Origin of the sequence: Desulfosporosinus metallidurans (assembly GCF_001936615.1) — a bacterium.
Classification (GTDB): Bacteria; Bacillota; Desulfitobacteriia; order Desulfitobacteriales; family Desulfitobacteriaceae; genus Desulfosporosinus; species Desulfosporosinus metallidurans.
The window spans coordinates 78,371-102,737 of record NZ_MLBF01000014.1 but is presented as its reverse complement, the minus strand read 5'-3'; the positions used below and the strand labels follow the sequence as shown (position 1 = coordinate 102,737).

Genomic DNA, 24,367 nt, shown 5'->3' with positions numbered 1-24,367 from the left:
CTCAATAAAAGCAACAACTATTTTCAATCTCAAACAGAATTCGGATCTAACTGCTATGAAAGAGTGACAGGACCTGCAAGTGTCCGGAACTTCAAAACACTTGAACTGATAGTTTAATAGCATACTTTGTATGAGTCTTGCGCTAAACACAACGATATGGCGATCATCTACTCTTAAGAAAGGGCAGTGTCCTCTGAGTAGGGTAGTCGCCATATCTTTACTCTGTAATTCGTCAAAATAAGGAGGAGTAAGAGTGAAGACAATCATGGTTATAGGGGCCGGACAAATGGGGGGAGGAATCGCCCAAGTTGCCGCCCAAGCCGGTTACTCTGTCATTGTAAATGACATTAAGGATGAATTTGTCGTGCGGGGTCTCGGTATCATCCAGAAAAACCTCAGCCGCAGTGTCGAAAAAGGAAAACTTACTGCTGAAGATCGAGAAGTTACTTTAGGTCGCATAACAAAATCGACATCCCTGCAAGACGCAGCAGCAGCCGACTTAGTTATCGAAGCAGCTGTGGAAAATATGGTCATAAAATCCAAAGTTTTCTCACAACTCGACGTTATTTGCCCAGAACACACAATACTTTCGAGCAATACATCATCATTACCCATCACTGAGATAGCAGCATTCACCAAACGTCCGGATCGAGTGATTGGCATGCACTTTATGAATCCCGTTCCAGTGATGAAGCTCGTTGAGGTTATTCGCGGCTTGGCCACCAGCGATGAAGTGTATAAAACGATTGAAAGTCTCAGCCTTAAAATGGGTAAAACACCAGTGGAAGTCAATGATGCCCCTGGATTTGTCGCTAACCGGATATTAATTCCCATGCTCAATGAAGCGGTATATACTCTATATGAGGGTATTGCCACGGTAGAAGCGATTGATAATGTTATGAAGTTAGGCATGAACCACCCTATGGGTCCGTTAGCATTAGCTGATCTGATCGGCTTGGACACCGTTCTATCTATTATGGAAGTCCTTCATGAAGGATTAGGTGACAAATATCGTCCGTGTCCTTTACTACGTAAGTACGTTAAAGCTGGTTGGCTCGGAAGAAAAACCGGTCGTGGTTTTTATAAATATGAATGAGACTAATCTCGTTAAATGATGGTTATATAAGCATGAGAACGAATGTCGTGCTGAACATAAACGTTTGCATATTCAGATAAATGCAGATTACCAGCATGGTCAAGCAAACTTTTCACTTGTAGCGGAAAGGTTTTCAACAATTTTCGATAAAACATGATATGGAATTTTTCAAGACGATGAAACATGCCTCTGATTCTTACGAATAATCAAGTAATCCGTATTGATAATGAAAGGATGAGGAGTACATGGACAAAATAAAAAAAATTATAAGGATATTTCACGAATATTTGCCTGCTAATATTAATGATTATACGCAATTGGATTATGCTACAACAACAGCCTTTGCCATTCACTCTATTTTTAATCAAAAACAGGTAGTTGCAGTTGCTGATGTGGAAAAATATTTACATTCCTGGAGAACAAATTGATCATAAACTGAAAGCTGGTGATAAGCTATTCCGGATTCAGTTATGCATTTGGCAATTTGTAACAAAAAACGGGTTAGTATTAAAAAGGACGCTTCACTATTTGGTTTTCCGTATATTGGAATAGCTTATCCTATTTTTAGCAACACCAGAAGCGTACTTGGTGGCTTGATTATTTGTGAGAACATTCAACATCATGAGGACTTAGCATTAACTTCTAAAAATCTAACACAAATTACAGGGCAAATTGTGGATACTGTAAAATCTTTGGAAAATGTAAATACTACATTGATAACATCTGGTAAAAAACTGTCAATCCAGTCAACAAGTGCATTGGAAAAAGTCAAATCAATCGATTAGATATTGCATTTTATAAAAGGAATATCTAATCAAACCAATATAATCGGGTTAAATGCATCAATTGAAGCAGCGAGAGTTGGGAAAGCGGAAGGGGATTCGCAGTTGTTTCTGGCGAAATCCGAAAACTAGCCACAGAAAGTTTAAATTCGGTAAATATTATCACGAATACTTTGAATAATATTCGCTCTTTCACTGAAAAAGTAAACTCTGAAGTGAATACATTAGGTAATGATGTTGCTTATCAAGCTGACGTTATAAATCAAATTAGTGTTATTACACAACAATTAAAATCAATTGCATTATTTTTGGTGAGCAGTCCTAGAAAATTACAAGTGATTAGATCACTATATTCTTAGAGGCGATCTTTTACTATTGCCTGAGGTAGTGAAAAAATTATTACTGAATACAGTCTTATCCATTACGGAGGTTCTCCATGAAGGTCTAGGCGATAAATATCGCCCCTGCCCGTTACTCCGTAAATACGATAAAGCGGGCTGGCTTGGTCGTAAATCTGGTCGTGGTTTTTATAACTACGAGGCCTAGACTAGACTCTGAGCGCATTCAATCATCTTGAATCAGGTCTAGGGCGGAATTCCTCTCTCAGGCAAAGAAAAGATAGTATAGTATTGTTAGTGATTCGCGATAACAAGGAGGTTAAAGAGTGGAGTATACCAATCTAATCGTAGAACAAAACGGTGCTATCGCCGCCCTAACCATCAATCGACCGAAAGCCTTAAATGCCTTAAATACAGACACGCTGACGGAACTGTCCACTGTGTTCAATAAGCTAGGGAGGGATTCCAGTGTTAAAGTGGTCATACTTACAGGTAGTGGAGAGAAAGCCTTTGTCGCAGGCGCAGACATAGCTCAAATGAAAAAATTAAATGCACTGGAAGGACGACGGTTCGGCCAATTAGGTCAAGCAACCTTTCGCAAGCTTGAACTTCTGCCTCAGCCCGTGATCGCCGCCATCAACGGATTCGCTTTAGGCGGTGGGTGCGAGTTAGCCATGTCCTGCGATCTTCGTTTAGCGAGTGAAACTGCAAAGTTTGGTCAACCAGAAGTAACCCTAGGACTTACGGCTGGATTTGGAGGCACTCAGCGTTTACCCCGCTTAGTCGGTACAGGACTCGCCAGCGAGCTGCTCTTTACAGGCGACATTATAGATGCCCAAGAAGCTTATCGGATTGGCTTGGTGAATCACGTCTATCCTTTAGACGCTTTTATGGAAGAAGCACTAAAGCTTGCGAACCGAATTGCAGGGCGTGCACCTGCAGCGGTACAGTTAAGCAAAAGTGCTATCCATCGTGGGATGAACATGGACCTTGATAGCGCGCAAGCCTACGAAGCAGAGGTTTTCGCACTGACATTTAGCACACAGGATCAAACAGAGGGCTGTTCAGCCTTTTTAGAACGACGTAAACCTGTTTTTGAAGGTCGCTAATATGAAGCAGAGTTACTTTTCGCAAAGAGTCGATCAAGACGCTTTGTTAAATCGGGCAAGCGTATTAGAATTTGAGTTTATTTGAGAGCATTGAATAATTGTGAAGGAGATGGATATAATGAGAGACGTTGTCATCGTGAGTGCGGTGCGTACACCTGTCGGTTCTTTTTTAGGTTCATTAGGTCAAATACACGCCGCAGAGTTAGGTGCACTGGTCATCAAAGAAGCTATGAAGAGAGCAGGGATTACCCCTGACCAGGTTGACGAGGTTATTATGGGTAACGTATTACAGAGTGGTCAGGGGCAAAATCCAGCACGTCAAGCGTCCATAAAGGCCGGAATTCCTCAGGAAGTTCCATCCTGGACGGTTAATAAACTATGCGGATCAGGAATTAAATCAATTGTTTGTGCTGCGCAGACCATTATGGTCGGGGATGCTGATATTGTGATTGCTGGTGGTATGGAAAGTATGACCATGGCCCCTTATATACTTCCCAAAGCACGTGCCGGATATAGGATGGGTAATGATACCATTGTCGATTCCATGATTTTGGATGGATTAACAGATGCTTTCTCCAACATTCACATGGGTGTGACGGCTGAAAACATTGCGGAGCAGTTTGGTATCTCCCGTGAGGAACAAGATAATTATTCAGTGATGAGTCAAAATCGTGCGGAGGCTGCCATCAAAGCTGGAACGTTTAATGAAGAAATAGTCCCTGTATCCATTCCCCAACGTAAAGGAGATCCAGTTGTTGTTTCCCAGGATGAATTTCCCCGTTTTGGCGCAACCTATGAGGCCCTTGCCAAGCTACGGCCCGCTTTTAAAAAGGATGGAACCGTTACTGCTGGAAATGCTTCAGGGATTAATGACGGCGCTGGCGCTGTGGTTGTCATGGCGAAAGAAAAAGCTGAGGAACTGGGCTTAACTTCTCTTGCTACTATAGTATCTTGGGCTTCAGCTGGCGTAGATCCGAAAATTATGGGAACAGGCCCCATCCCAGCAAGCCGTAAAGCCTTAGAAAAAGCAGGGTTAAAAATCGAAGATATCGATCTCATAGAAGCCAACGAAGCGTTTGCTTCACAAACTTTGAGAGTGGGGAAAGAGTTACACCTCGATAGAGATAAGACAAATGTTAACGGTGGGGCGATTGCCCTGGGTCACCCCATTGGTGCTTCTGGAACGCGAATACTCGTGTCATTGCTGTATGAAATGAAGCGTAGGAATGCCCATCGTGGGTTAGCAACACTATGTATCGGCGGAGGACAAGGAATCGCGTTGATTGTGAAACAATAAAAAACCGAGAGTGAACTCGAACACAAATTTCCGATCTGAAGTATAATTTAGTTAGTTATACCTCAGCTGAATTGATGTGATTCGGATTTAAATGCTGATTTTAGATTCGCCTCCGCCAATACAATAGGAGATTATGACAGTCTATATCATCGGAGGAGAAGGTGTCATCAACGCCACCGTAGAAAGCCAAGTCGCTCAGATAACTTCGTTAGACAAATAGAATATTGTGAAAATTGCTGGAGCAGACCGCTATGAAACCTCTCTGGCCGTAGCAAAATACTTCAACTTATCCGGGCAAAGTGTCTGTATAGCCACAGGAAATAATTTCCCAGATGCCCTGGCAGGAAGTGTCTATGCAGAAAATCACAATGCCTCGATTATTCTAGCGGACGGCAGCTTATCCGATCAGGTCATGAATTATCTCAAGGCCAAAATGACCGGAGCTACCTTATTCGGCGGAGAGGCTGTTGTTAGTAAAGACATTGAGCAGCAGCTTGGACAATTGATCGGAAAATAGAAAAGAGTAGACTATCAGTGACAACTTTGTAAGTACGCTAACAAACAAGTACATCCATTGTGATTAGATTTTATTTTAATCACAATGGGTGATTTTTGTACAAGCATAGGATGGGCAAGAAGCAAGCTTCAAAGATGCGTTAGTCAGTTAACTTTTAGCTTTGGTACTGGCGGAGATGAGAATTGGACATACAGGGTTTTCAACAGTGTCAGTTCGCCTCCGCCATTGAAAACCCTAACTCTAATTCATCTTTGTTTTCAGGATGATTTACAATAACTGAATCTATATATTTTTGAAGGACCTGCTTTTTATCTTCGGCATTATCGGAGAAAAGAAGGTCCTTTTTTAATCTTTAGGATTTTAATAATCATCGATTTGTCAAAGGGGCTGTATGTCATGACTCAACTTTGGAGGCTTACCAGGTATTGCCCTGAGTGTAGACGTACTTAATTAGGCGTAGGAGGGCGTTTCTATATTTGAGACTATTTTGCGGTTGTTCAGCCGGAGGTAGCAGCAACGGAAAAGCTAAAAAACAGTTTATATTTTTTTACGGTCCTAAAAATTTCTTTATTTTTTCTTTATGGTTTAGACTTCTATTTTTACACTGTTTTAATGGGTATTAGGTTTATAATTAGCCTGCATTCCAAGTAAAAATTTTCAAGAAGGGTAAGATAAGGATCAGCTAATTTCGTTAGCTTTATGAAAGGGGATCAACATGTTTCGTCTTAAAAACATCATCATAGGCAAACCGTTGCATAATTCATCACTTGCCCATGAGAAATTGACTAAAATTAAAGCATTAGCGGTGTATTCCTCGGATGCACTATCTTCAGTAGCCTATGCTTCGGAAGAAATACTCTGGGTTTTAGCACCGATAGGGGCTTTTGCCCTATCCTTTTCGCTTCCCATCGCTGGAGTAATTCTATTGCTTTTAGCTGCGCTCATTTTGTCCTATCGCAAAACTATTTCCGCCTATCCTTCAGGTGGAGGAGCCTATATTGTTGCTAAAGACAATTTGGGTCAGATCCCTGGGTTGGTGGCTGGGTCTTCTCTCGTGATTGACTATATACTGACGGTCGCAGTGAGTATTGCGGCAGGTGTAGCCGCTATTACTTCGGCGTTCCCCAGTCTTCTCCCTCATACGGTAGCTTTATGTTTGGTTTTCGTTTTAGTGTTAATGATTGTAAATCTTAGAGGCATTAAAGAAGCGGCTACTGTCTTTACTTTGCCCACGTACATTTTTATTTTTTCTCTTCTTACTTTAATCGCAATAGGTATTTATAAACGCACATTTGGGCTACCGATTCCCTCGGCTCCGATTAACCTTGTGTTGGGTTCAGCCCCTCAAACCTATATTACCCTCTGGATTCTATCAAAAGCATTTTCTTCAGGATGTACAGCCTTAACAGGGGTCGAGGCAATAAGTAACGGTGTCCCCAATTTTAAAGAACCCCGTTCACGAAATGCCGCCATGACCCTTGCAGCCATGGGAATCATTATTGTTTTCCTGTTCGGTGGAGCAACTTTTTTAGCTCAGACTCTCCACGTGACACCGAATCCTGACGAGACGGTCATATCACAAATTGCTCGTCTCTTAACGGGTAGAGGGTGGTTTTACTACTTATTACAGGCAAGTACCGCTGCTATTCTTATCCTCGCAGCAAACACGAGTTATAACGATTTCCCTTTAGTCTTTAGCCTCATTGCCAAAGATGGATATGTGCCACGCCAGTTTTCTGCTCGTGGCGACAAATTGGTCTTTTCCAATGGTATTGTCGCTTTATCGATTTTTTCTGCAGTACTGCTCGTTGTTTTTCACGGGGATACACATGCTCTAATTCCTCTCTATGCTATAGGAGTTTTTTTATCATTTACGTTATCCCAGGTTGGGATGGTGATTCACTGGTACAAATCAAAGGAGGCGGGCTGGCGAACAAATATTATGGTCAACGGATTTGGTGCAACATTGAGCGGAATTGTACTCCTAGTTTTAGCAACAACAAAGTTTGTTCATGGTGCTTGGATAGTAATAGTTTTGATACCGCTCTTGGTTTTGACACTTCTGAAAATTCACAAGCACTATTTAGATATCGCTAAAAAATTAAGAGTCGATGATGACCATATTTGCGAACATCCTGAGCATATTAAGGTGATTGTTCCCGTTGCAACGTTCACTAGAGTCGTTGTGAATACTATAGAATATGCTACATCAATTAGTAATGACGTTACTGCAGTGCATATCGTACTCGATGAAGAAAAATCCGAAAAGTTAAGAGCAAGATGGGATAAATATTATCCGAATATCCCTTTAGTGATGACGATTAGTCCTTATCGTGCCTTTCTGGCACCTCTTTTGGATTACTTGGACGGTATAGAAAAATCGATGAAACCTCATGAATTGATCATGGTACTGATCCCGGAATTTATTACACATAAATGGTGGCAGTATTTTCTGCATAACCAATCCGGTTGGATCCTCAAATCAGTGTTGTTTTTCAATAAAAGTTTTGTCATTGCCAGTGTGCCCTACCATTTAAGTGAGCCACAGAAGAAAGTCGTGGCTGAAAAATAGTGACATTGATTTACATCTGGAATGGACATGGCAAAATTCACATGGATTATGAAAATGCAGATACAATAAACTACGAAGGGTAAATGTGTTAAGCTTAAATATGGCTTTAGATATGCAATAAATCGGGTGAGGTTTGAATGGTAAAAGAAAATCGAATAGATCCTGATGAACTGATGGCCAGTCTTGAGAAAGAGGGCTACGGGAAACTTACAATTTTCTTAGGGGCAGCCGCAGGGGTCGGTAAAACTTATGCTATGTTAGAAGCAGCCAAGGACAAATTGTCGGAAGGCCTAGATGTGGTTGTGGGGATCGTAGAAACTCATGAAAGAGCAGATACTGAACTGATGCGTGCAGGGTTACCAACTGTTCCGACGAGACATCAGGAATATAAGGGCAAGGTTTTTGGCGAAATGGACTTAGATGCTATCCTTGCTCGTTGCCCTCAAATTGTCTTGGTCGATGAATTAGCCCACACCAATGTAACCGGTTCTCGGCACAAAAAACGTTACATGGATGTTAAAGAATTATTGGCAGCGGGCATTAACGTTTATACCACCTTGAATATCCAACACTTAGAGTCCTTAAACGATATCATAGCTCAGATTACAGGGGTTACTGTTCGGGAGACTGTTCCTGACCAGATTCTAGAAACTGCGTCCCAAATTAAGCTCATCGATATACCACCTGAAGAGTTAATCCAAAGACTTAAAGAAGGTAAAGATGCAGGACTAAGCCAGACATCGAACGCAGAAAGGGGAAAGGAAAGAGGGAGCGGTTCTCAACGACGGCGTTCATTCTCAGTTATCCCTTATTTTGCGTCTCTTTTAATGATGATAGTGATGACTTTGATCATTACCCCTATAAGTGCCTTTCTAGGAATCGCTAATATTTCAATGCTTTATCTTCTACCTGTTTTATTAAGTGCGGCTCGATGGGGAAGATTACCGGCTGTGGTTACTGCCACAATGGGAGTGATAACCTTTGATTTCTTTTTCGTGCCACCTATTTTTACGTTTACAGTTGCAGATTTACGTTATCTACTGAGTTTTACGATCTTTATGTTGGTGGGATTGATGACCGGGACTTTATCCGCTCGGTTAAAAGAGCAAATCAATTATTCACGACAGCGGGAGAATAGAGTTTCGGCACTTTATGCCCTAAGTCGAGATATTGCTGCAGTCGATAAATTGGATGACGTCTTAGAGAGTATTGTCAGTAATATCGCGGGTACCCTAGAGGGGCAAGTTGTGTTGCTTTTGCCCAATGAAAAAGGTAAATTGGTATTAAAAAATGGTTTTAGATCGAATAGCTTCATAAATAATAGTGAACTAGCAGTGGCTAGCTGGGTCTTTGATAAAGGACAAAAAGCGGGTAAAGGAACGGAAACTTTAGGTACCGCTGCAGCACTATATTTGCCTCTGAGTACAGAACAGGGAGTTCAAGGGGTTTTAGGAATTTGTTTTAATGCCCAAGAAGCGCAAAATGATCCTGAACGTCTTCGTTTATTTAGAAGCCTTTATTGGGTTAGCGGCTATGGCTATCAATAGGATCAAATTAGCAGAACAAGCAAGACAAACCCATACGTTAATAGAGTCTGAGCGGCTACGCACAGCGCTCTTTAATTCACTTTCACACGATTTGCGTACCCCTCTGGCCTCGATTATTGGTGCAGTCACAGGGCTGATCGAGGATCAAAATGCCGTATACAGTCCAGAAGCTCAACAGGATTTATTACAAACAATTTTGCATGGCGCTGAACGAATGAATCGGTTTGTCAATAATCTGTTAGATATGGCAAGGTTAGAAAGTGGCATGCTAAAATTAAATAAAGATTGGTGCGATCTTCAAGATATCATCGGTGTCGCTGTTAATAATCTCGGAGAGGCCTTAACGAGCCGTCCCTTGGACATAAACGTCCAGCCAGAATTGCCTTTGGTACGGGCAGACTTTATTTTAATTGAGCAAGTACTTATTAACTTATTGGACAATGCGCTCAAGTACTCCGAACAGGATAGCAAAATAGTGGTATCTACCCAGAAACGAGGAAAGCAGGTTGAGACCGCAGTCGCTAATCGGGGTCAAGGTATCCCGGAGACGGATTTGAGTAAGGTCTTCGATAAATTTTATCGCCTCAATTCCCCCCTTCAGGTGAGTGGAACGGGGCTGGGGTTAGCGATTTGCAAAGGGATCATAGAAGCACATGGTGGTGAAATATGGGCCGAGAATAATAAACTCGGTGGAGTTACTATAACGTTTACAATACCTTTATCTAGTAAATCTCTAGGGAGAGTTCCTGTTATGAATGAAGGAGTATAAGATGGAAAACAAGGGGCCACGGATTTTAATTATCGATGATGAAACACAAATTCGGCGGTTTTTGAGGGTGACCTTGACTGGGCATGGGTATGTTGTGAAAGATGTTGGGACGGGTAAAGAAGGCCTTGATGTGGTAGCTAAGTTCAGCCCGGATTTGGTTGTTTTAGATTTAGGCTTACCTGATATTGACGGACTAGACGTTGTTCGCCAATTACGGGAATGGTCCAAAGTGCCCGTCATTATTCTTTCAGTCAAAGAACATGAGACAGATAAGATTGCAGCTCTAGACGCCGGAGCAGATGACTATGTGACAAAACCCTTTGGTATGGGTGAATTGTTAGCCCGTATTCGAGCGGCAATGCGTCATATTGCAGGAGCCGATGAACAGCCTGTTTTGCAATTTGATGATTTGATCATTGATTTAATACATCGTCGAATCACAGTAGATGATAACGAAATCAAACTTACCCTCACTGAATATGAAATAGTAAAAAATCTAGCGATTAATGCGGGTAAGGTTATTACCCACAGGGCGTTACTTCGTACTGTTTGGGGCCCGTCTTATGAAAATGAAGTACAGTACTTACGAGTTTATATTGGTCAGATTAGGCGCAAGCTGGAGCGCGATCCATCTCGCCCAAGGCATATGATTACTGAACCAGGGGTAGGGTACCGTTTGCTCTAGAAGTGATCTCTAGTTTTAATGGCCTTTAGCGTTGCATCAACGTCTTTAATTAAGTAGTTCATAAATCCCGATTATAATAAGTACCGCTCCTGAAATCACCTGGGACAAATGTTCAAATCGATCGGAAGCAGTTTTCCAACCGATCAAGTATCCTATGCTAATTGAAATCATACTAAAGATAAAAACTGAAATACCTGATGAAAGAGGGTCCATTCCTGTAAGTCCAGCTCCAACCCCAGTAGCAATACAGTTAAACGATAAAGTTAAACCTAAAACCATCGCCTCCTTAGTTGAGATAAAACCATTCGCGTCAAAATCAGCGACAGAAGGTTCTTTAGTAATTTGGACAACACAACTCAAAGCCTTGATTGGAACAGAGTAAGTCTTCATAACTGGAATGGCGGCTGGTAAACTATTGCTTGTTGATGTCTTATGTACCATTACCCAAATTCCTATGGCAACAATCATTAACGCCCCTAGCTCACCCGCTACAGCAATATATCGGCTAAGAAGATGTCCTGTTAAGACGGAAATGGCTGTAACTATGCCTGATAATAAGGCTATGGAAAAATTAGAAAAAAAAGGAACACGGATTTTTTGAACTCCATAACTAATACCCACTCCAAGGTTATCCAGGTTTGCGGCAAGACCCAAAAAGAGTGCTGAAACTATATGCATTAGTGCCTCCTCCTTGAACAATAGTAATTCTGGTTTTCGACCCATACTATTCAAGGAACGAGGCACTTGTTAATCTGAGTTATTTAGCTTGCAAGTGGAAGCAGTAATACAAATGGATGGTCTGCTAGAGCATTATCAGATTTAGCCAATAAACTTTAGCAGTATTCACTACTTATCCTTCCAGTTCTTATCCTTAAACTTAGACGGTCCATCACGTTGAGAAGGGCGATGGGGATGCACTATCAGAAATCAATTAAAGCGGTTTCTTAACCAAACCAATATCGGTGATTTTTGAATTAACAACGATATTCACTTCAGCCTTTGGGAATTCCTCCGCCCAATTTCCTTTTATTTTTTGCCATTCCTGCGGAAATTTCCGATTTAACTCAGTCCCAAACCCTAAAATATCGGTATCGTATTTTTCTTGGGCTTTATCAACAATGCTCCTGATTTCTTTTTCTATTACCTCACACTGACTCTTCTTTAACTCCATAAGCTTCTCTGGATTGCCCAAATCTGGTAGACACGCCTGCTCAGCCAAACGAGATTCCACATTGACAGTAATCGTAAATTTCAATTTGCCATCGCTTATATCCGATTCGATTTTCCGGTCAGCCCTTTTAATTTCCATGGAAATTTTTTTATTTTCCTCATCCGGGCAGGGAATGGTAATTATCCCCGATTTAACTTTACCTTGGCTCCACAAATATCCTCTAGTTTCTATAGGATTCAGCCTTCCGATGAGCTTATCTCTCTTGAAGACCGCAGCACCGTTAAGAAGCAAGGTTTTTTTAGGATTATTAGGGTCGAGTTCAATGTTACTGAGGACAGCCCCTGGCGAATCGTAAGCTAGCTGCTTCATAATGTCGAGTAGTGTGGTAGCTACTGTTTTTGATGATGCACCAAAATCTTTAAGCATCATATCAAGCTGTTTTGCCGACAGACTCTCCAAAGTGGATTTAGCTTCAAGGATATCGGCTGCTTCTCCCGGAGTGACTAATACCCAAGTAAGTGGACGCATTTCGGCGTCCCGGTTGAAAAGATCGAGAACCGGAAGGATTCCCTCCCTGGCTATCTCATTACCAAGAATGATAGCAGTATTGTGCGGATAATACAATTTGCGCCCAGACTTTAATATAAGATTTCTTACGGCATCAAAGACGGTACCTCCAGTGCTACTCATAATAACACTGGACCTTTCGCCTCCAGAACTGCCTCCATTACTTGATGCCTGGGAATCAGAGGTGCGTGCAATTTGAACGGAAAATTTGATTTCATTATTTTCTCCTTTGTCAAGAGCAACCAGCGTAACTATTGCGCGTCCCTCTAATTCCTTGCGGTCCCAACAACCGGTTATAAACAAAGGAATCCCTAAGATTAAAAATAAATAGATTACCCTTTTTCTTTTTTGCATGGTTTAACCTCATTTTTTCTTTGGGGATGGCCTGGTTGAGCGTCCTCTAATAGAATTCCAGGTTCCTAAAAGCCGGGGACGGGTATTCAATGCCCAAGTAGGAGCTTTAACTAGGACATCCTGCAAATCGTCTAGATTTCCTGGAGCCAGAGGGGACAGGTAGGGGATCCCAAAGGAGCGTAGTTTTATTAAATGAATGAAGAGGAACAGACTCCCCATCAAGAGGCCGAATATACCCAGAAATGAAGCACAAGTCATGAGAAAGAGGCGACTAAGTGGAATAACATCCCCTAAAGATGGGATGACGAAACTGGCGATACCGGTTAAGGCTACAAAGATAATGACTGTATTACTGACCAAGTTCGCCTTTGATGCAGCTTCACCAATTACTAAGCCCCCGACAATACTAACCGCTTGCCCGATCGGACGAGGCATGCGAACTCCGGCCTCCCGTAATATTTCAAAGATCATTCCCATGCTAAAAACCTCTATGTATGCAGGGAAAGGTACCCCTTCTCTAGATTTGGCCATGCTAATTAACAAGGGTGTCGGAATTAAGTCCGGATGAAAACTCTGGGTAGCAATATACACTGCCGGAAGGAAAAGAGCAATTACTATGGAAGCAATCCTAAGCCAGCGAACAATAGTAACAAAATATGGCCGAGAATAATAATCCTCTGAGCTTTGCAAAGCTTCGACCAAGAGATAAGGAACTGTCAAGGCAATAGGAGTTCCATCTACTAAGATGCCAATGCGTCCTTCTAGTAGCTTCGCGGCTAGAATATCCGGTTTTTCCGTATTACCAATCGTGGGAAAGATTGAGACTGGCGCATCCTCAATCAATTGTTCGATATACCCGCTTTCGAAAATTCCGTCGATATCAATTCTTTGTAGACGGTTTCTTACTTCATTGACTAATTTTTCGTTGACAACTCCGCTTAAATAGGCAAAACAGACTGTTGTTCTCGTTCGAGTCCCCAGATTCAGTTGTTCTAAAATTAGATTTTCATTAATAATTTTCCGCCGTAATAAAGAGAGGTTTACCCCCAGACTTTCAGTAAAGCCTTCCCGGGGTCCCCGCACAACAGATTCGGTAGCTGGTTCTTCTATCGCACGACCTTCGAACCCTTTACTATCGAAAGTCAAGGCTGAATTAAAACCGTCAAGGAGCAAAGCCGTATTTCCTCTTAAGATGCTGTCAATAATATCTTGAAGCTGGCTAAATTCCTGCACTCTGTTATTGGGCACTGCATAATCCCTGATGAAAGTGAGCAAGTTATGCTGATTAAGCTCCTGCCATGGTTCTTCCCTTGTGAAATCAAACATTAAGGGTTTTAAGATAGTTGCATTCATCGATTCAACTTTAACTAGACCGTCGATATAGATTAGGGCCGCGCTCTTATTGGGGTCAAAACCAACCTTAAATTCACGAAAAACGATATCTACACTACCCTGAAACCGCTCTTTCAGAACGGTAAGATTGGTTGTCAAGAGCGAAGTAAGTTTATTCATTTCAGTTTCAGGTTTATTAGAGGGAGGACGGTTATCATTCTCTCTTTTCGGTTGGCCGAAAGCTGGTAATTTCTTTAGTTCTCTTAGTTTTTTTAGTTTCGTTAACAATTTTGCGCTACCCCTTTCCCCAAATTCATGTCTTCTTTATTCCGTGACGAATTAAGCTGACAATAAGCAACATCATGATCAGGAAATCTTCGATAAATATAGCCAAGTAAGGGAAAATTGACTCCGTAAACTGATTCATTTCCGTAATATTGCTAAATACAAACACCGATAGGATTAGCATGATAACTCCGAAATATGGCGTCAAAGTCTGATACCTTTGTATTTTGAAAATCTGAGCTAGTCCCAGAACGCTTGAATAATAGAGTATGACCAGGCCTACAAAAGCACCAGCAATCTGAAATATGATTACTAAAGTTTCAATGCGCTCAAAAAAGTCACCAACTTTAATGATCTGAGCAAGGCGAAAAACTGGATATATTTGTTGGTTGCTATAACTTGTACCGAAAATAGTGATTAGGGACATCAATGTCATAATTGTCAGAACGGTCACACCGCCGATAGCAATCAATTTTGCTTTAAGACTTTCTTTAGGGTTGTTATGATACGCCATAAATATCCCCATTGTGATGCAGATCCCATACCAACTAATGGGTTGAAGGCTAGACTTTAGTAATTCCCAAACGTTATGTTGAAAAACTGGTCGCAAATTTCCTAGTTCGACCCGATTCAGGCTAAATGTCAAAATGATCATTAAAGGAATAAGCATGAGTGGAGCAATGACTTCGCTCAGCCTTGCAACTACCTCTAACCCGGCATTGACTGCATAGAGACTAACCAAAAGCAGAATAAAATTGATGACTAGTTCTGGAGTGTCTGTCAAGAGTACTGTATCAACAAATTCACTGACGGTTTTTAAGATTATCAGTGTCATGTACCCAAAAAACAGGACATATAAAAGGCCTGTAATCTTGCCCAGCCATGGGCCCAGAATTGTCTCGCTGTATTGAATCATCGTTTGCTGAGGATACCTCATACCGAGGATAAAGTAAATTATAGCAAGCAAAGCATCTAAAACTAACGTTATAAGCATTACTTGCCAAACGTCTTGTTTACTCTGTTCAATCAAAATTCGAGGTAAACCAAACATAATTGTACTTAACAAAAGAGAAAATAGCATTAAGGTAAATTGTCTGGTTGATATTTTCCCGTTTTCTAACATTTTATACTCCCATATTTTATCAGGTAGAGGATTATTTTATTGTAACCTTTCTGAATTTTTCTATGTAGGTAGGGCTATTAACAATTAATCAGTTAATTGGCCCTTACGCATGGCATGGAAATCATCATCTTGGTCTCCGCAAAACGGGGAAGCAAGAGAACCGTCCCTCCGCTTCCCTCAATAGATTCGTTTCACCCCGGTAACTTCGGCGCTCAAAGAATCCAATGCGACAAGGTCATCGGCGTTAAGCTCTTTCAACGATGTCTTTCCGAGAGAACGCATTCCTTCTTCCATTTCTAAAACCATAGATGTTATTGTGTTGACCACACTTGTGGCAGCCTGATCGATATCAAGTTTAGTTTTGGCAGGGGAATCGTAAAACACCAATGTAGTGGGAGGTTCCCAAGGTATCACTTTACTGACTTGGTTATGGGTTAGGGAAAGAAGGGGGACTGTCGCCATATAGATGGCATCCGCACCTAAAGCAATAGCCTTGAGACACTCCCCAGGAGTAAAATATCCCCCGGCCACGATCAAACTTACCCGGTCACGTACACCTTGCTTATCTAAAAAACGCACGGCGCGAATCAAAGCGAAGAGACTGGGAATGCCAAAATCATCTTGTTTAATCGGGGTTGTCGCGTGGGAGCCGCCTTGCGCACCATCAATAATGATAGCATCAAAACCCAAATGGATCGCGGCCGCCAAGTCGTCCTCCAGATGTCCGGTTGCCATAAGTTTTAACGCAATAGGGATACCGTTTGAACGTTTACGTAGACTTTTCATGAAACTAGGCCAATCGCTTTGTTTTTGAATGCCAGGAGGTGCTGGAAAGGATATGGCCGGTTCATCAGGGGCTAATCCTGAAAGCTCTTGCGCACGACCTTGAAATTCTACGGCCTCTACACTAACAGCACCCATGTCTGCTCCTTGCCCCATTTGAACTTCCAACATATCGGCAGAGTCAATTTGTTCCTGAGTTCTTGCCCCCCATGCCCAACGTGAAATTTGCAAGGTGTATTTTCCTGCTTCCGTGCGTTCTTCTGGTAAAAAAGGACCTTCTCCGGAACACGTGGATGTTTGCAGGGTTTTGGCTGCTCTGGCCAAAGCCCTTTTGGCTTCCTCACTAAGTGCAATACCATAGGCCATCGCCCCAATCATGATGGGAATATTGATGACCATCGGCTTGTCAGCTTTTGGACCAATTGTTACCTGCATGTTCAGCTGGGCACTTTCAGGCAAAGAGAGCCTCGTCATTAAGTGGGGAGCAAACATAAGGTTGTCGAACCCGGGAAAATGCTTAGGAGAACCGAGAGGCCGTGTGATGATTTTCCCACTCTGCGCTCGAAAACCGTTTTCCAGGATGTTTAACACCGAAATACGTTTTCCGGCTGGCCACACTTCCATAAGGTTCTGAGTGTATTTGTCCGAAAGTAATTTGCCGACAAAATCGCTGATCTGCTGGCCCACAAGATAACGTAAAACTGGTTTGATGATAAGTATGAGTACTAGGAACAACTGAAGGGCTAGCAATAGTATTAAGAGAAACAACCAGAACGAGCTCGTTATCGTAATCTGCATTTCTTGACCTCATAACGTTAAGTTTCGTGGCGTTGCTATTTCTTAGATTTCGTTGCCTGCCAGGCCTTAAAGATATGCCAAAACAGTAATAGGTCGCCGAGAGTATACATCGCCCCACCCATTGCTCGAATAATCAAATACGGGTTAAGGAGCAAACTCACCTCCATAAAGTCCATACCTAAGATTCGCCAGAGATAAGTCTCCATAAAACCGGCTACTAGCAGGGCCGAGGACATTGTGATCAGCCCACTGTTAAGTAAAATTACAGCCAGTACTCCGCCCCGATAGCCTTTGAGGGTGGGTTCACTACCCCGGCTTAGGACGTAATAACACCCCGCCAAAACCGCAAAACCGAGGGTGCCAAATAAGGCCAAATGGGCATGACCGGATGTAATATACGTCCCATGCATGTAAAGATTGATCCAGGGTATGGAAATAAACAGGCCTAAAAGGGATGCACCGGTTATATGATAAAACACACTGCTGAGCAGCAACCATAAGGTAAGTTTCTCCCTCTTACTCCTAATTTTACTGGATTTTAAACCTTTATAGGTCATATGAACCAACATGCCTACGGGAATAACCTCCACTAGGCCGAGCAACGAACCAAGGACTAACCAGATAGAGGGAAAACCGATCCAGTAATAATGATGCCCGGTGCCGTACAAGCCTCCGACGACAGCCAAAACGGCCTCCAGATAAAGCCACTTTTCAACTTGAGCACGAGGGGCTAGACCTGAAACAATGTAGAAGGTAGCAATGAAACCGGCGGATGTTAGTTCAAAGGCCATTTCCTCCCATAAGTGAACGACCCAGAACTTGGTTGCTTCATCGGTGATCGGATTGCTATAGGTTATGGTGTTCGGCAGCAATAGTAGCAGCAGAAAGATAATTCCCACCGTCATTGTCGCGGCAGCAGGTGTTATATTCCTCTTATCCGTCAGCAAAGTTCGGATAAGGTTATAGGAGGCAAGGGCCAGAGCTAAACAGATGCCAACATAAAAGATGGGCAATCCTTCAAGAAATTCTCGACCATTACCAATCCGCAGAGCCAGGGTTCCAAAGATAGATAAGCTAAATAACATCGCAATCCCATACTGCCAGCGGGCCAGACGGGGGGAATAGATCTCCCTATTGAGTTCAGCAGTGGTAAAAAAGTAAACCATACCCATGGTGCCGATGAGGGGCCAAAGGTCAGCCAGAGCAAGATGGATTGATCTACCGTACTCAAAGGGGATCGGTGAAGGTAAATCGGGTATCACCAAATCCATTGCACCCAGCAAAGCCACCACACTTTGCAGGGCAAATAAACTTACGGCTGAAAAACAATACCTACGGCTGATCTTTTGGGCGATAAATTGCCGTTTTTGACCCACGGATTTTTCGACCTTACCTCTAAAGGAAAATAACTTAAATAGCTTCATGAGTCCTTCTCCACTTTTTCTCGCTGGGGAGGCCACCCTAAAGTCGGTATGGTGTGAACAAACTCCAGGTAGTGCACTAAATTCTCTGCATCTGCTTCATCGAGTGCTGGGTGATGGGTATATTTGTTGGGGCGCATCACTGGCGGCTGCACAAGATAGTTAATGAGGTATGATGGAGTCTCCTTAGCTGTGATATGAGTTAAATCGTCCCCTACATACCCGCCATTTCCAAATAGGGTGTGGCAACTCACGCAATTATGCCTTTGCCAGACGAGTTTGCCGGCTACGGCCTGTTCAGGTATGGGAGACGGAAGCCTTGCTGATATCAGTGTAACCCCCACAAATAATCCAAAGGATAAGGCACTTAGCAACAACAAAGTTCGCAACTTCAAGAGGTTCCCTTCCAATTCTGCTCAAATATATTTATGGTAGTGTTTACCAAAGCTATAAAACTATACAGCTAAACAGCTATAATGAAGAGTTCGATTAATTAACGATTGGGTATCCTCCTGAAAAGAATAACGCTCTTTAATATTGACAAACTATTCTTATCAATTTATTCTCTCTTGATCATATACACCCCATCCCATCCCTGTATTACTTATACCCACATCTTGATTCTACAAAAGTAGGGTTTAAAGAAGGATTTTCGCACCGGAATCAGGAATAAGTCATCTTCAGCAGAAGTGGGTAAGAGATGAGAAAATTAACGAATCATACGGGGAAGGAGATGAAACATGGAAATTGTAGTTGGGGTTACAGGGGCAACGGGAACGATTTACGCAATGAATTTATTGAGGGCCTTAAAAGATACAGGTAAGGTGAATACTCATCTTATTATGAGTGACTGGGCTAAGGAAAATTTGGAGATAGAAACGAATTATTCCTTAGAGGATATAGAAAGTTTAGCTACTGTAGTCTATGATAATAAGAACTTAGGGGCAAAAACATCGAGCGGATCCTTTATTACGGATGGAATGGTTATTGTGCCTTGTAGTATGAAAACTCTGAGTTCAATAGCTCATGGATATGATGATAATCTCATTTCAAGAACAGCGGGTGTAATGATCAAAGAAGGAAGAAAACTAATATTGAGTCCTAGAGAGACTCCTCTAAGCCCAATCCATATTGAAAATATGCTAAAGTTATCAAGAATTGGGGTTAGAATGGTTCCGCCAATGCCGGCTTTTTATAATCACCCTCAGAGTATAGAAGACTTGATAAATCATCATGTTATGAAAATACTGGACCAATTTGGAATTGATTATGATAGAGTTAAGCGGTGGAGTGGGGGAAAATAAAATGGTTTCCGATAAAAATCGCATTCTCATCATGACTGCTGTGTCAGCAGAAAAGGATGCTGTGCTGCGTGGGCTACATGCTAATCAAACTATAGACGTCTTGGTAGCGGGTGTGGGTCCCGTGGCGGCCGCAGCGAACACAGCGAAGGTATTGGCAACAAGTAAATACAGATTGGTGATAAGTACGGGTATCGGTGGGGGCTTTTCTGGTAGAGCTGAGGTCGGTACCCTCGTGGTAGCAGATGAAATTGTTGCTGCTGACCTGGGAGTGGAGACTCTGGAAGGGTTTAGTAGTTTTGATGAGTTGGGCTTTGGCTCCACCAAGGTTCAAGTTGATCTTAGCCTCGTCAATCGAGTGACCGGGGCCTTGCATGAAGCGAAGCTGCCAGTCAGTACCGGCCCAATAATCACGGTATCCACGGCGACCGGTACGGCTGTCAGTGCTGCAGAAAGGTCCGGACGGGTGCCGGGAGTTGCCGCTGAGGCGATGGAGGGGTATGGGGTTGCCCTAGCAGCCCATATTCATGGAGTACCTGCTTTGGAGATCCGCGCCATCTCAAACCAGGTCGGCCCACGGGATAAGAATGCATGGCGCATTAAAGAGGCTTTGGACGTTTTGGAAAAAGCTTTCTCAGTATTGGAGGAGTTACTATGAAAATCGCCTTCTCACCTTGTCCTAATGACACCTTTATTTTTCATGCTTGGGTACACGGACTCATACCAGGGGCACCGAAGCTTGACGTTACTTACGCAGATATAGATATCACGAATAGTTTGGCAGCCGGCTCGAACGGACCGGATGTGGTGAAAATTTCATACGCAGCACTACCTTGGGTGCTGTCAGAGTACGCGTTGCTACCCTGTGGGGGTGCGTTGGGTAGAGGTTGTGGGCCACTTGTATTGACATCAAATGAAGCAGCTGCGGATAAGGGACCAGCGGTACTGGCTGGACGACGGGTGGCTGTACCGAGTGAACGCTCCACCGCCTACTTACTGTTTAGGTTGTGGGCAGCTCAACAGGTTCCAGGGGGCGTTGGTGAAATTGTGGTGATGCCCTTCCAAGAGATTATGCCCGCGGTACGCGATGGGGCAATCGACGCCGGGCTGGTAATCCACGAGGCACGTTTCACTTACCCTGAGTATGGTCTAAGGCTCCTGGCCGATTTAGGAAGCTGGTGGGAGTCTGACACCCATTTGCCGATTCCACTGGGCGCGATTATTGCTCGTCGGTCAATGGATTTGGAGGCTATCGCGACTTGGATTCGGGCGTCACTCCAATATGCGTGGGCACATCCGAAGGCGTCCCAGGACTACGTGCTCCAACACGCCCAAGAGTTGTCCACTGAGGTAGCGAACGCTCATATCAATCTTTATGTAAATGAGTTTTCTGAGAATTTAGGTGAAAAAGGGTATGAGGCAATTACTGCCTTACTTAGTCGGGCCATGCAAGAAGGGATCGTACCAAAGTTTGATTTGGCAGCACTGAAACGATAGGGGAAGCGAGGGGACGGTTCTCTTGCTTCCTTTTAAGGAAGCAAGAGAGCCGTCCCCATGCTTCCCCCCTAGTTTATTAGGGAAGACTCGTCGCTCTGAAGCTGAGAAAGTTTGTTTTTAAACCATTCAGTATGTAAGTTTTCGTCGATAAAGTTGTACTCAAGTTGCTTAATCAGTTCGCTATGCCCGTGCTCTTTTTGTTTGAGGGTATTGATCAGTTCCTTATAGTCCTTCATGGCTTTGTTCTCGATCATGATGTTGATTTTAAGCACGTCCTCTAACCCTGTGAGGCTAATTATCTTGCCAGCTATACTCCCGATCAAAGGAGAGAGAACATCCCCTAAAGGGCTAGGATTTGCTCCAAGTTCTTTAATCATATGAGCTATATTATCGACATGTTGCTGTTCAATGTAGGAGACGCGCTCAAAGACTAAACCTGAGTAACGTTTATTAAAGGATGAGCTTTGAGAAGTATAGAAATCGACCTGATTAAGCTCTAGACTGTAAAACCAGTTAAGACGAGTAATTAATTTCTCCTTATCCATTCTCTATAACATCTCCTTCGAAAAAAGTCTAATAATAGTGTGGGTTTTCTGAAATTCTTTATGTATTCGAAACTGGCAAATTATCCTTCTTGGCATGATAATTGCAATGAGTCAATAGAATTAGGGGCTTATTCACAACAGAAGATGGAGGAAGAAAGACATGAAAATGTATAGCGAAAAACATCAATGGGTAGAGCTTGAAGGGGAAACTGCTCGCATGGGGATTACGGAATATGCGGCGAAGCAATTAGGGGATATCGTCTTCGTGGAACTTCCGACGATAGGGGATCAAGTCACAGGCGGGGATTCTATAGCACTGGTCGAGTCGGTTAAGTCCTCTTCAGAAATCTATACACCGGTAAGTGGGGAAATTCTGAGAGTCAATGAACAGCTGACTGATACCCCAGAACAGTTGAACGGTGATCCCGAAGGGGAAGCTTGGATTGCTGAACTCAAAGTAGCGAATGCCGAGGAACTAGATGAGTTGATGACCGAGAAAGAATATTTAGCTAGCCTTTCTAACTGAGGCGGAACTAGTCCTGAGCATAACTGAAAGTGTCACAGGGCTAGTTTTTATTTTGTCTTAATTTTTGCCATCGGATAGATCGAGGATTATAATTAGAGGAAATTAAAGTGTTCAATTTGAATTAGAGGAGAAGTTATGAAAGTTAAGCAAGTTATGCTAGCGAATCCTCGGACCCTTCACTGTAGTAAAACATTACTAGATGCCAGTCATTTATACAGGCAAACTAAGGTTAACTGCGCTCCAATTGTGGATGATGAGGGCAATGTTGTGGGGATCCTAACGGTCTTTCGCTTGATCGAAGCGATTGAAGAGGGTGCGACCTTTGATACTAGGGTTGACCAAATCATGGATACTAATCTGCAAATTATTGATGAAGATACCTGCTTTAAAGATATTTGTGAACAGACGATAGATAGGCTGTTGATTTTTAATAAGAAGCAAAAACTTACAGGAGTATTAACTCGGATTGATCTGATTAATAAGGTCCATGGAGCACTGGAAAATACCGAGCACAAATTGGCCGAAGCCTTTGAGAGCAACCAGGAGTTGAGGAGCATTATTGAAGCTTCCTATGACGGCATCATTGTGGTCGATAGCCAGGGCCTGATTCAGATCGTCAACAAAAGTTTCTTTCGGGTACAGGGCTTTCACGACGACCCAACGGGAGATTCCGTAGAACAGCTCCTCATCGTTTGTCGTGATCTAGTCATTCAGGTGTATCGGCAGGTTATGGCAGAAGGAAAAGTTGCTTTTGCCAGATACAAAGGAAAAGACCTGACTGAATTAGGGATTACAGGAAGCCCCGTTCTAGATGAACAAAATCACCCGGAAAGGGTGGTTATCAGCATCCGAGACTTTACTGAGTTGAATCAATTAAAACTTCAAACTGCGCGTTTTTCACAAGAACTGAAATCACTTAGGGCTAAGGAACAGAAAGATTTGATCTACCATAGTTCGGCAATGGAACGGGTAGTCAACGAAGCTTTGCAGGTATCTGGGGTGGATTCCACAGTTCTGATTACCGGTGAGTCCGGGGTAGGTAAAGAGGTTATAGCCAGAACCATTCACAGAAACAGTCCCAGGGCAGAGGGACCATTTATCCAAATAAATGGTGGAGCGATACCAGAGAACCTACTAGAATCTGAGTTGTTTGGGTATGAGAAGGGAGCTTTTACCGGGGCTAACAAGGAAGGAAAACCCGGTATGATGGAACTAGCCAACGGAGGAACTCTACTGTTGGATGAGGTGGGCGACATGCCCTTGAACCTTCAGGTGAAATTATTACGAGCGCTCCAGGAACAGGAAATTTACCGGATCGGTGGGCGTGTTGCCATTAAGCTTAACATTCGAATTTTGGCAGCCACTAATAAAAACTTGGAGAACTTGGTAGCAGAAAAAAAGTTTCGAGAAGATTTGTACTATCGTCTCAATGTTGTGCCCATTGAAATACCGCCGTTACGGGAGCGAAAAAGCGACATTCTACCCCTGGCGAAGCATTTTTTGGATAAGGTTAACAACAAGTATCAGTTACAAAAATACTTTTCCTATGAGGTCTGCAAACTCTTCGAAGAGTATAACTGGCCTGGAAATATCAGAGAACTTGCTAACTTAGTGGAACGATTGGTGATCATGTCCGAACAGGATGCCATTTTCCCAGACCAGTTGCCTCCCTCTTTATTTGCCAAATTTTCTGCAAGCCCGATTCGAGTGGCTATTGACCAGCTCATTCCTTTAAAGGAGGCCCGTGAGATTGTTGAAACCGAGTTAATCGTAAAGGCCTTGAAGGAGTATCCCAGTTTGCGTCGGGCGGGGGAAGTCCTTGGGGTAGCCCATACGACCTTATTGCGTAAAGCCAGGTCCTTGGGGATCCCTTATAACGACTAAAAAAGCGGTGCAAAAATGCACGAAGTGGTGCAAAAGAGGAACGAGACTCGCGCGAACTAGTGTAAGCG

General features: G+C 42.9%; 22 protein-coding genes and 3 pseudogenes. 17 read left to right on the top strand and 8 right to left on the bottom strand.

Annotated elements, in window-relative coordinates:
- Positions 1 to 253: 253 nt before the first annotated feature.
- From DSOL_RS11330 to DSOL_RS11280, 12 genes and pseudogenes are all read left to right on the top strand, one after another.
- On the top strand, positions 254 to 1,096 hold the full coding sequence (locus tag DSOL_RS11330; protein WP_075364962.1) for a 3-hydroxybutyryl-CoA dehydrogenase: 843 nt from the start codon (positions 254 to 256) through the stop codon (positions 1,094 to 1,096).
- 245 nt (positions 1,097 to 1,341) lie between these two features.
- Positions 1,342 to 1,524 carry a hypothetical protein gene (locus DSOL_RS11325; RefSeq protein ID WP_075364961.1) on the top strand — a complete coding sequence of 61 codons (183 nt, stop codon included), beginning with the start codon at positions 1,342 to 1,344 and terminating at the stop codon, positions 1,522 to 1,524.
- 42 nt (positions 1,525 to 1,566) lie between these two features.
- On the top strand, positions 1,567 to 1,881 hold the full coding sequence (locus DSOL_RS11320; protein ID WP_075364960.1) for a hypothetical protein: 315 nt from the start codon (positions 1,567 to 1,569) through the stop codon (positions 1,879 to 1,881).
- A pseudogene (locus DSOL_RS29740) lies at positions 1,882 to 2,016 on the top strand (methyl-accepting chemotaxis protein); the annotation flags it as partial.
- A gap of 264 nt (positions 2,017 to 2,280) precedes the next feature.
- Positions 2,281 to 2,424: pseudogene (locus tag DSOL_RS11315) on the top strand (3-hydroxyacyl-CoA dehydrogenase family protein); the annotation flags it as partial.
- Between the two features lie 118 nt (positions 2,425 to 2,542).
- Positions 2,543 to 3,325, top strand: a complete 783-nt coding sequence (locus tag DSOL_RS11310) for a short-chain-enoyl-CoA hydratase (RefSeq protein ID WP_075364959.1) — start codon at positions 2,543 to 2,545, stop codon at positions 3,323 to 3,325.
- A gap of 118 nt (positions 3,326 to 3,443) precedes the next feature.
- Positions 3,444 to 4,622, top strand: a complete 1,179-nt coding sequence (locus DSOL_RS11305; RefSeq protein ID WP_075364958.1) for an acetyl-CoA C-acetyltransferase — start codon at positions 3,444 to 3,446, stop codon at positions 4,620 to 4,622.
- Positions 4,623 to 4,761: 139 nt separating this feature from the next.
- Positions 4,762 to 5,139, top strand: a pseudogene (locus DSOL_RS11300) (cell wall-binding repeat-containing protein); the annotation flags it as partial.
- Between the two features lie 715 nt (positions 5,140 to 5,854).
- Complete coding sequence (locus DSOL_RS11295) at positions 5,855 to 7,711, top strand: APC family permease (RefSeq protein WP_075364957.1); 1,857 nt, start codon at positions 5,855 to 5,857, stop codon at positions 7,709 to 7,711.
- A gap of 137 nt (positions 7,712 to 7,848) precedes the next feature.
- Positions 7,849 to 9,258, top strand: a complete 1,410-nt coding sequence (locus DSOL_RS29735; protein ID WP_345788378.1) for a DUF4118 domain-containing protein — start codon at positions 7,849 to 7,851, stop codon at positions 9,256 to 9,258.
- On the top strand, positions 9,176 to 10,027 hold the full coding sequence (locus DSOL_RS29730; protein WP_345788377.1) for a sensor histidine kinase: 852 nt from the start codon (positions 9,176 to 9,178) through the stop codon (positions 10,025 to 10,027). Before DSOL_RS29735 ends, DSOL_RS29730 begins: the two co-directional genes overlap by 83 nt.
- 1 nt (position 10,028) lies before the next feature.
- Positions 10,029 to 10,712: a response regulator gene (locus DSOL_RS11280; RefSeq protein ID WP_075364956.1), complete on the top strand. Its 684-nt coding sequence runs from the start codon at positions 10,029 to 10,031 to the stop codon at positions 10,710 to 10,712.
- Positions 10,713 to 10,757: 45 nt separating this feature from the next.
- Here the strand turns inward: DSOL_RS11280 and ytaF are convergent, their stop codons facing one another.
- The 7 genes from ytaF to DSOL_RS11245 form a co-directional block, all read right to left on the bottom strand.
- On the bottom strand, positions 10,758 to 11,390 hold the full coding sequence (gene ytaF / locus DSOL_RS11275; protein ID WP_075364955.1) for a sporulation membrane protein YtaF: 633 nt from the start codon (positions 11,388 to 11,390) through the stop codon (positions 10,758 to 10,760).
- Between the two features lie 253 nt (positions 11,391 to 11,643).
- The gene (locus DSOL_RS11270; protein WP_075364954.1) at positions 11,644 to 12,804 is read right to left on the bottom strand and encodes a Ger(x)C family spore germination protein; all 1,161 of its coding nucleotides are present in this window, start codon (positions 12,802 to 12,804) and stop codon (positions 11,644 to 11,646) included.
- A 9-nt stretch (positions 12,805 to 12,813) separates the two neighbouring features.
- Positions 12,814 to 14,424 carry a spore germination protein gene (locus DSOL_RS11265; RefSeq protein ID WP_075364953.1) on the bottom strand — a complete coding sequence of 537 codons (1,611 nt, stop codon included), beginning with the start codon at positions 14,422 to 14,424 and terminating at the stop codon, positions 12,814 to 12,816.
- 25 nt (positions 14,425 to 14,449) lie between these two features.
- Positions 14,450 to 15,544 (bottom strand): GerAB/ArcD/ProY family transporter, encoded by a 1,095-nt coding sequence (locus tag DSOL_RS11260; RefSeq protein WP_075364952.1) that lies wholly within the window; start codon positions 15,542 to 15,544, stop codon positions 14,450 to 14,452.
- Positions 15,545 to 15,721: 177 nt separating this feature from the next.
- Positions 15,722 to 17,125: an FMN-binding glutamate synthase family protein gene (locus DSOL_RS11255; protein WP_075364951.1), complete on the bottom strand. Its 1,404-nt coding sequence runs from the start codon at positions 17,123 to 17,125 to the stop codon at positions 15,722 to 15,724.
- A gap of 35 nt (positions 17,126 to 17,160) precedes the next feature.
- Positions 17,161 to 18,549, bottom strand: coding sequence for a cbb3-type cytochrome c oxidase subunit I (locus tag DSOL_RS11250; protein WP_075364950.1), 1,389 nt, complete (start codon positions 18,547 to 18,549; stop codon positions 17,161 to 17,163).
- Entirely contained in the window at positions 18,546 to 18,941 is a 396-nt protein-coding gene (locus DSOL_RS11245) for a c-type cytochrome (protein ID WP_075364949.1), read from the bottom strand. Before DSOL_RS11245 ends, DSOL_RS11250 begins: the two co-directional genes overlap by 4 nt.
- A 345-nt stretch (positions 18,942 to 19,286) precedes the next feature.
- On the opposite strand from DSOL_RS11245, the gene DSOL_RS11240 reads away from it, so the two are divergent.
- Genes DSOL_RS11240 through DSOL_RS11230 form a run of 3 tightly spaced genes read left to right on the top strand, consistent with a single transcriptional unit; the run spans position 19,287 to position 21,344 of the window.
- Positions 19,287 to 19,850, top strand: coding sequence for a UbiX family flavin prenyltransferase (locus tag DSOL_RS11240; protein WP_075364948.1), 564 nt, complete (start codon positions 19,287 to 19,289; stop codon positions 19,848 to 19,850).
- Between the two features lies 1 nt (position 19,851).
- On the top strand, positions 19,852 to 20,505 hold the full coding sequence (locus tag DSOL_RS11235; protein ID WP_075364947.1) for a futalosine hydrolase: 654 nt from the start codon (positions 19,852 to 19,854) through the stop codon (positions 20,503 to 20,505).
- Positions 20,502 to 21,344: a 1,4-dihydroxy-6-naphtoate synthase gene (locus DSOL_RS11230; protein ID WP_075364946.1), complete on the top strand. Its 843-nt coding sequence runs from the start codon at positions 20,502 to 20,504 to the stop codon at positions 21,342 to 21,344. Before DSOL_RS11235 ends, DSOL_RS11230 begins: the two co-directional genes overlap by 4 nt.
- Positions 21,345 to 21,412: 68 nt before the next feature.
- Here the strand turns inward: DSOL_RS11230 and DSOL_RS11225 are convergent, their stop codons facing one another.
- Entirely contained in the window at positions 21,413 to 21,889 is a 477-nt protein-coding gene (locus DSOL_RS11225; protein WP_075364945.1) for a demethoxyubiquinone hydroxylase family protein, read from the bottom strand.
- Positions 21,890 to 22,049: 160 nt separating this feature from the next.
- On the opposite strand from DSOL_RS11225, the gene gcvH reads away from it, so the two are divergent.
- Positions 22,050 to 22,415 carry a glycine cleavage system protein GcvH gene (gene gcvH, locus DSOL_RS11220; RefSeq protein WP_075364944.1) on the top strand — a complete coding sequence of 122 codons (366 nt, stop codon included), beginning with the start codon at positions 22,050 to 22,052 and terminating at the stop codon, positions 22,413 to 22,415.
- Positions 22,416 to 22,550: 135 nt separating this feature from the next.
- Positions 22,551 to 24,299 carry a sigma 54-interacting transcriptional regulator gene (locus tag DSOL_RS11215; protein ID WP_075364943.1) on the top strand — a complete coding sequence of 583 codons (1,749 nt, stop codon included), beginning with the start codon at positions 22,551 to 22,553 and terminating at the stop codon, positions 24,297 to 24,299.
- Positions 24,300 to 24,367 lie beyond the last annotated feature (68 nt).